Source organism: Longimicrobium sp. (assembly GCF_036387355.1).
Classification (GTDB): domain Bacteria; phylum Gemmatimonadota; class Gemmatimonadetes; order Longimicrobiales; family Longimicrobiaceae; genus Longimicrobium.
In genome coordinates, this window is sequence record NZ_DASVTX010000217.1 from 1 (window position 1) to 8652 (window position 8652).

Consider the following 8652-nt stretch of genomic DNA (forward strand, 5'->3'; position numbering starts at 1 on the left):
TGTCATTCTGAAAGCGTGTTGGGAAACACGCTTGTTGTACCGCCTCGGCCTGTGAGTGTCATTCTGAAAGCGTGTTGAGAAACACGCTTGTGGTAGCGCCTCAGCCTGTGAGTGTCATTCTGAAAGCGTGTTGAGAAACACGCTTGTGGTAGCGCCTCAGCCTGTGAGTGTCATTCTGAGGGAGGCGCAGGCGAGGCCGATCCTGTGCCCCAACTCTGGCGCCGACTGAAGAATCCCGCCACACGGCACCCGACGCACGACAGGCTGCGTGGCGCGCTCCCGACCCGCGTACGCCGCGAGGAGGCCGGGGGACGCCGCGCCGGGCAGCGGCCACACGGAAGCTTCGGTCCGGGATCCTTCCGTCGCACAGGGTCTGGCGTGAGTGGACGGCTCAGTGCGCTGCTCCTTCAGGATGACACTCACGCGCCGAGGCGGCAGGAAAGTGAGCGGCCATGCCGCCGCGTCCACTGCACCGATGCCCGGCAGCGGGTCGAAGGATGCGCCACGTCGCCCGCGCCGAGCGCCCAAGCCGCAGCCTGAGCCGGCTCCGTCTGCCGTGCGCTCCGGAATCGCCGTCGGACCGGCGTTGCTGAAAACGCGCGACGCTTCGCTCGGGACGACAATCCGGGCTCGGCGGTCCAATCCAGGCGGACTCTTCCCGGCGCGCTCGGACGCCGAGCGCACGGGCGGGCTCCGGCGTGATCCGCGGAGACGATCTCGGTGGCGGCCTTGCGGATCGGGGGCGGGCGGGGAAGGTTGGCGGGGAGCCCGGGCGTGTTCCGCGGGCGTGATGGAAACATCCTGCAAAGCATCCACATGATCCGCACACGGACGGCGATCACATACCTCGGTGCGTTTGCGCTCGTCGCGCTCGCTTCCTGCGCGCCACGGCCGCAGCAGGCCGGCGGACTGTCCGCGGCTTCGCCGTCGACGGCTGACGTTGGCGGCGAGATGGCGCGGTGGCGGGCGCGCGCGCAGAGCATCACCATCACCCGCGACAACTGGGGGATCGCGCACGTGCGCGGCAGGACCGACGCCGACGCGGTGTTCGGAATGATCTACGCGCAGGCAGAAGACGACTTCAACCGCGTGGAGACCAACTACCTCAACTCCATGGGCCGCCTGGCCGAGGCAGAGGGCGAATCCGCCATCTGGCAGGACCTGCGGATGAAGCTGTTCATCAACCCCGACACCCTGCGCGCCCAGTACGCCGCCAGCCCAGCGTGGCTGCAGTCGCTCATGAACGCGTGGGCTGACGGGCTGAACTACTATCTCGCAACGCACCCGCAGATCACGCCGCGCGTCATCCGCCGCTTTGAGCCCTGGATGGCGCTCTCGTTCAGCGAAGGCAGCATCGGCGGCGACATCGAGCGCGTGTCGCTGGCGCAACTGGAAGCCTTCTACGGCCGCCGCCAGGGCGGTCCCGTCGCGCTCCAGACGGACACGCGCTTTCGCGAGCCCAGCGGATCCAACGGCATCGCCATCGCCCCGCGCAACACGGAGAACGGCCACGCGCTGCTCCTCATCAACCCGCACACGTCGTTCTTCTTCCGCTCGGAGCTGCAGATGACGAGCGACGAGGGGCTGAACGCGTACGGGGCCGCCACCTGGGGACAGTTCTTCATCTACCAGGGGTTCAACGAGCGCGCCGGGTGGATGCACACCTCCAGCGGGGTAGACAACGTCGACGAGTTCCTGGAGACCGTCACCGAGCGCAGCGGGCGCTGGTTCTACCGCTACGGCGCGGAGGAGCGGCCCGTCGTCACCTCCAGCATCACCATTCTCTATCGCGCCACGGACGGCACCACGGCACGGCGCACCTTCACGGTCTACCGCACGCACCACGGCCCCGTCGTGCGCGAGGCGGACGGCAGGTGGGTGAGCATCGCCCTCATGCACAAGCCGGTGGAGGCGCTCAGCCAGTCGTTCCTGCGCACCAAGGCGCGCAACTACGCCGAGTTCCGCCGCATTGCCGAGGAGCTGAAGGCCAACTCGTCCAACAACACCATCTTTGCGGATGCGGAGGGCAACATCGCCTACATGCACCCGCACTTCATCCCCCGGCGCGACGACCGGTTCGACTACACGCGGCCGGTGGACGGAAGCGATCCCGCCACGGACTGGAAGGGACTGCACCCGCTGGACGAGGCGCCGCACCTGCTGAACCCGCCCACGGGGTGGATCCAGAACACCAACAACTGGCCGTACTCCGCCGCCGGCGAGCACAGCCCGCGGCGCGAGAGCTTCCCTCGCTACATGGACGTGGCGGGCGAAAACCCGCGCGGCATTCACGCCATGCTGGTGCTGCGGGACAAGCGCGACTTCACCCTGCAGCGCCTGATCGGCGCGGCGTACGACCCGTACCTTCCCGCGTTCGCGCAGCTGATTCCGCCGCTGGTGGCCGCGTACGACCAGACCCCGGCCAGCGACCCGCTGCGGGCGCGCGTGGCCGACCAGATCGCGGTGCTGCGCGCGTGGGACTACAAGTGGGGCGCGGCCTCCGTCCCCACCTCGCTGGCCGTGTTCTGGGGCGAGGAACTGTGGGGACGCACCGCCGCCGAGGCACGCCGCGCGGGGACGTCGGTGTACGACTACATGGCCACGCGCACCACCTCCGCGCAGAAGCTGGAGGCGCTGGCCGCCGCGTCGGACCGGCTGCAGGCGGACTTTGGCACCTGGCGCACGCCCTGGGGCGAAATCAACCGCTTTCAGCGGCTTACGGGCGCCATCGTGCAGCCGTTCAGCGACGCGGGACCCAGCATTCCCGTGCCCTTCACGTCGGCGCAGTGGGGCTCGCTGGCCTCGTTCGGCGCGCGGCGCTATCCGGGGACAAAGCGGTACTACGGCACCAGCGGCAACAGCTTCGTGGCGGCGGTGGAGTTCGGCGACAGCGTGCGGGCGCGCGCCGTGACCGCGGGCGGGGAAAGCGGCGATCCGCGCTCGCCGCACTTCAACGACCAGGCGGAGCGCTACGCCGCGGGCAACCTGCGCGACGTCTACTTCTACCCGTCGCAGCTACGCGGCCGCACCGAGCGCGAGTACCATCCCGGCCAGTAGCACGCGTGGCGGGTACCGGGAGCACGAGACGATCCGGCGCGAGTGCTTCCGCGCGCCGGATGGTCCTGTCTGCGGACTCCGCGAGGCCGCCCCTCGCGGGGTGCTGTCGTCGGTTCTACTTCCTGGGCGGGTTGTTCCCGCGATTGCCGCCGGACGGATTGCCGGTCGTGCTCGGACCGTTGGGCGGGCGCGGCGTGGTGTCGGCCATGGCGATCTCTCGTTGGTGGATGAACGGCGGGGCAGGGGATGCGCCGCCCCGGGCACCCGATGCGGGCTCCCGCACTTGATACGGAGCAGGGAACGTGCGAGTTTCAGCAACTGACGGAAAAAGGTAGCGTGCATCCTATGCCGCCCCCGCGATTGCGGTTCCGCCGCTGGCTCCTCCTGCCGATGGTTCTCACCGCCGCGCCCCTGCTGCGGGAGGCGTACCTTCTCGCCGCGGCGGTGCAGAGCCCGTTCGGCTGGCGGGAGCGCGACTGGAACGGGGACGGCCGCACGAGCTACGGCGAGTTCCGCTACGCCATCAACCTGGGCAAGCGTCCGGCAGAGTGCCCGCCCGGCCCGCCCGGGACCGAGTACTTTCAGCTCAAGGACGGGGCGCCGTACCGCGTGAACTGCGCGCGCCGGTGGTCCGGACCGCCCGGCCCCGTGTGGTGAACCGGGGCCCCGCGAGGTTGCGCATCCCGGCGTGCGGAGCGATGTTGCGCGCACAAACAGGCGTGCCCCGCGGACGTGCGCCGCGCGGCGCGCCGCGGGCTTTCCGGCAGGGACGCCGGCGGGGCCCGCCCATCCGGCCCCGGCCCGCCGCCCCATGATCCGCCCGCCCGCAGCCCTGCTGGCCCTTGCCGCCGCGCTCGCCGCCTGCGACCGCGCCCCGGTGGTGCAGACCGAGCCCCGGCAGCTCGTTCCGCCCCCGTTCGAGTACCCGGAAGACCTCTGGGACGCGGGGGTGGAGGGCAAGACGGTGCTCCGCATCCGCGTGGACAGCACCGGGCGCGTAGACAGCGTCCGCGTCGCCACGGCCAGCGGGCACAAGGGGTTCGACTCGTCCGCCGTGGCTGGAACGGACAAACTGCGCTTTGCGCCGGCCACGCGCGACGGCCGCCCCGTCGCCCGCTGGGTGCTGCTCCCCGTCTTTTTCGACATTTCCCCCGCCGCGGCCGCCGCCGCCCGGGACACCGCGCGCCCCGCCGCGCAGGACACCGCAGGAAGCTGATGACCGACTCCGTTCTGGACACCGCCTTTGCCCGGCCCCGCCACGAGCGCCCGTACGACACCGTGCTGGGCACCGTGGGGTGGACCCCGCTGATCCGGCTGAACCGCGCCGCCGCCGGCATCCGCACCCCGGTGTACGGCAAGGCCGAGTTCATGAACCCCGGCGGCAGCGTCAAGGACCGCATCGGGCCGGCCATCATCGAGGCGGCGGAGCGCGAAGGGCGGCTGCTTCCCGGCGGCACCGTGGTGGAAGGCACCAGCGGCAACACCGGCGTGGGGCTGGCGCTCGCGGCGGCCATCAAGGGCTACCGCTGCGTCTTTACCATTCCCGACAAGATGAGCCAGGAAAAGGTGCGCCTGCTCAAGGCGTTCGGGGCCGAAGTCATCGTCACCCCCACGGCCGTGGCGCCAGACCATCCCGACAACTACGTCATGATGGCCAAGCGCATCGCCGAGGAGACGCCCAACGCCATCCTGGCCAACCAGTTCTACAACCAGGCCAACCCCGAGGCGCACTACCGCACCACCGGCCCGGAGATCTGGGAGCAGACGCAGGGGCGCGTCACCCACTTCGTGAGCGCGGCGGGCACCGGCGGCACCATCACCGGCGTGGGGCGCTACCTCAAGGAGCGCAACCCGGCCGTCCGCATCATCGGCGGCGACCCGGTGGGGAGCATCATCGCCGGCTACTGGAAGACGGGCGTCAAGCCCGAGGGCGCGCCGTACAAGGTGGAAGGGATCGGGCAGGACAAGATCCCCGGCACGCTGGACATGTCGGTGGTGGACGAGTGGCGCTCCGTGGAGGACCGCGACTCCATGACCATGGCCCGCCGCCTCACGCGTGAAGAAGGTTTGTTCGTGGGCGGGTCGGCGGGGCTGATCGCGCACGTGGCGCTGCAGGTGGCGCGGGAGATCGACGACCCCGACGCGCTGGTGGTGTTCCTTCTCTGCGACACCGGCGAGCGCTACCTCACCAAGGTGTTCAACGACGAGTGGATGCGTGAAAACCGGCTGCTGGAGCCGGCCCGCGTGCGCGCCGCCGACATGGTGACCGGCAAGGGCGACGGGGCGCCGCGCACCCTGGTGTCCGTGGCCCCCGAAACGCCCGTGCGCCAGGCGCTGGGGCTGATCACCCAGCACGACGTGTCGCAGCTTCCCGTGCTGGCCGAGGGCGACTGCGTGGGCCACCTGGCCGAAGCCAGCCTGATGGCGCGCGTGCTGGAAGACATGGCGCTGCTGGACAAGTCGGTGCAGCACCTGATGGAGCCGCCCCTTCCCGTGGTGGACAGCCACGTGGACCTGCCGGGGGTCACGCGGCTGCTGTCGCGGCAGAACCCCGCCGTGCTGGTGCGCCGCGGCGGCCGGCTGGAAGGGATCATCACGCGCCACGACGTGCTGCGCTACCTGACGGACGGCCGCTGACCCCTCCGGTGCGGTCCGGCCCGCCCCTTCCCGGGGCGGGACCGGACCCGCCTGCGCGGCTGCTCCTGTGACAGTTGCGCAAACGCTTGGCGGCCAACCGCTTCGAACGATCGTTCCGCCGAACCCGGCACGGTTGACGGATGTTTCGGGAACGTTACATTCCCCCCTGTCCCGCACCGTCGGTCCGTTCTATCATTCCGCGTCGCCCCGTCCACTCCCGTTCCGAGCCGCCCGGGCCTCCCGTCCGCGGCGCATCGCTATTGGCCTGACGGGCGGCACCGCGCCCCGCGCGCGGGAACTTCTCGCGGGTCCCGCATTCCGCGGGGCCGCGGGACGGCGCCGTGCACATTGACCTTTGTGCCGATGTCGTTACAATTCGGGTCTGCCCGCCGAGATCCTCATCCGGTACCCCATACGCCGTTCGAAGCGATCGGCGGGGCAGTCGTGCACATTCACCCCAGGGAATCCACATGAAACACTGCTGGAGGAAGGCAACCCTCCTGCTGTGCGCGCTGGTACTGAGCCTCGCGCTTCCGGGCACGGCCGCGGCACAGACCGTGACCGGCGCCATCAGCGGGCGCGTGACCTCCGCCGAGGGCGAGGGCATCGCCGGGGCGCAGATCACCATCCGCAACCAGTCGGTCGGCCTTACGCGCACCGTGGTGACGCGCGAGGATGGCCGCTACCGCGTTCCGTCGCTCCCGGTGGGCGGCCCCTACTCGGTGGCGGTGAGCACGATCGGCCGCGCCTCGCAGACGCGCGCCAACCTGAACGTGGGCCTCGGGCAGGACCTGCGCGTGGACTTCGAGCTGGTGTCGCAGACGCTGGTGCTCGAGGGTGTCACCGTTTCGGCGCAGCGCAACCCGATCCTGTCGCCGGCCAACAAGGGCATCAGCACGGCCATCAGCGACACGGCCATCCAGCGCCTGCCCACGCTGAACCGCAACTTCACGGACTTCGTGCGGCTTGCGCCGCAGGTGTCGCAGACCGGCCCCGGCCTGTCGGGCGGCGGCGTGAACAACCGGTTCAACAACATCCAGATCGACGGCGCCAGCGAGAACGACCTGTTCGGCCTGGGCACCAGCGGCCAGCCGGGCGGCCAGGCGAGCGGCAAGTCCATCTCGGTGGAGTCGGTGAAGGAGTACCAGATCCTGCTGTCGCCCTTTGACGTTCGCCAGGGCAACTTCGCGGGCCTGCTGGTGAACGCCGTCACCAAGAGCGGCACCAACGACTTCTCGGGCTCGGCGTACTACTTCACGCGCAACCAGGACCTGGCGCGCGAGCAGCCGTACATCAACGACTTCGAGCAGACGCAGTACGGGTTCTCGCTGGGCGGCCCCATCATCCGCGACCGCCTGCACTTCTTCATCAACCCCGAGTGGCAGGACCGCACCACCCCGGCGGGCGGCCCCTACTTCGGGCAGGACACCGCGGGCGCCACGCCGATCACGGTGACGCGCGCGCAGATCACGGAGTTCCAGGAAATCCTGCGGGGCTACGGGATCGAGCCGGGGAGCGAGTTCCAGGTCAACAACACCAACCCGCTCACCAACTTCTTCGGCCGGCTGGACCTGGACCTGCCGGAGCTGAACAGCCGCATGGTGCTGCGCCACAACTACGGCCGCGCCGAGGACGACAACTTCAGCCGCAACGCCACGGACTTCCGTCTGTCGTCCAACGGCTACTTCTTCGAGTCGACCAAGAACGCCACCGTCGGCCAGCTGTTCACCACGTTCTCGCCGTCGCTGTACAACGAGCTGATCGTGGGCTACAACACCATCCGCGACCGCCGGACGCCCAACTCGCGCAGCCCGCAGATCCGGGTGGAGATCGGCAACCAGGACCTGGTGGCGGGCGGTGAGCAGAGCTCGCAGGGCAACACGCTGGACCAGGACATCTTCGAGTTCACAAACAACCTGTCCTGGCAGCGCGGCTCGCACCGCTTCGACATCGGCACGAAGAACGAGTTCTACCACATCGACAACTTCTTCGCGGCCAGCTCGTTCGGCGTATACGAGTTCAACTCGCTGGCGGATTTCCGCGCCGGCACGGTGCGTACGTACCGTCTGGCGGCCAACGCTCGCGACCCCAAGGCCGAACTGCCGCACGCGGTGTTCAACGCCTCGCAGTACGGCTTCTACCTGCAGGATCAGTGGGAGCCCAGCAGCCGCTTCAGCCTTACGGCGGGCATCCGCGCCGACATGCCGGTGCTGAACGACAAGCCGCTGTTCACGCAGGTGGTGGCCGACACCTTCGGCCGCCGCACCGACGAGGTTCCGTCGGGCAACGTGCAGTTCTCGCCGCGCGTGGGCTTCAACTGGAGCCTGTCCGAAAACAACCGCAGCCAGATCCGCGGTGGCGTGGGCGTGTTCGTGGGCCGTCCCGCGTTCGTGCTCATCGGCAACGCCTTCCAGAACAACGGAACCGGCATCGCCACGCTCACCTGCGGCACGGGGACGCCCCGCGCGGCGCCCAAGTTCAGCCCGGACCCGGCCAACCAGCCCCAGGAGTGCGCCACCGGCGGCGGCCTTGCCACCGGCATCATCGGTTCGGTGAACCTGCTGGACAAGGATCTGCGGTTCCCGAGCACCTTCCGCGGCTCCCTGGCCATCGACCATGAGCTGCCGGGCGGGTTCGTGGCGTCGCTGCAGGGCCTGTACACGCATGCCGTGGAGCAGTTCTTCTACGAAGACCTGAACCTGAAGAACCCGCAGGGCCTTCTGGTGGACAACCGCGGCCGTACGCTGCACGACACGATCCCCACCACGGGCATCGCGAACCCGGAGCGGGTGTCGACCAAGTTCAGCGAGGTGATCAACGTCACCAACCAGAACAAGGACTACGCCTACAACCTGACGGCCGGGCTGCAGCGCCGGTTCCGCAACAGCCTGGAGCTGAGCGCGTTCTACACGTACTCCAAGGCGCGCGACGTCATTTCGGCCACCAACAGCACGGCGT

General features: G+C 69.4%; 5 protein-coding genes. All 5 read left to right on the forward strand.

Annotated elements, in window-relative coordinates; genetic code table 11:
* Positions 1-951 precede the first annotated feature (951 nt).
* Positions 952-3057 carry a penicillin acylase family protein gene (locus VF665_RS09630; protein ID WP_331053207.1) on the forward strand — a complete coding sequence of 702 codons (2106 nt, stop codon included), beginning with the start codon at positions 952-954 and terminating at the stop codon, positions 3055-3057.
* Positions 3058-3447: 390 nt separating this feature from the next.
* Complete coding sequence (locus VF665_RS09635) at positions 3448-3714, forward strand: hypothetical protein (protein WP_331053208.1); 267 nt, start codon at positions 3448-3450, stop codon at positions 3712-3714.
* Positions 3715-3868: 154 nt separating this feature from the next.
* The gene (locus VF665_RS09640) at positions 3869-4273 is read left to right on the forward strand and encodes an energy transducer TonB (protein ID WP_331053209.1); all 405 of its coding nucleotides are present in this window, start codon (positions 3869-3871) and stop codon (positions 4271-4273) included.
* Positions 4273-5694, forward strand: coding sequence for a pyridoxal-phosphate dependent enzyme (locus VF665_RS09645; RefSeq protein ID WP_331053210.1), 1422 nt, complete (start codon positions 4273-4275; stop codon positions 5692-5694). Before VF665_RS09640 ends, VF665_RS09645 begins: the two co-directional genes overlap by 1 nt.
* A 470-nt stretch (positions 5695-6164) precedes the next feature.
* Positions 6165-8652 (forward strand): TonB-dependent receptor (locus VF665_RS09650; RefSeq protein ID WP_331053211.1); only part of this gene is annotated, 2488 nt, incomplete at its 3' end.

Excerpts from the sequence above, each read along its gene's own strand:
- VF665_RS09630 (WP_331053207.1), top strand. The coding sequence starts at position 952 with ATGGCGCGGTGGCGGGCGCGCGCGCAGAGCATCACCATCACCCGCGAC.
- VF665_RS09635 (WP_331053208.1), top strand. The coding sequence starts at position 3,448 with ATGGTTCTCACCGCCGCGCCCCTGCTGCGGGAGGCGTACCTTCTCGCC.
- VF665_RS09640 (WP_331053209.1), top strand. The coding sequence starts at position 3,869 with ATGATCCGCCCGCCCGCAGCCCTGCTGGCCCTTGCCGCCGCGCTCGCC.
- VF665_RS09645 (WP_331053210.1), top strand. The coding sequence starts at position 4,273 with ATGACCGACTCCGTTCTGGACACCGCCTTTGCCCGGCCCCGCCACGAG.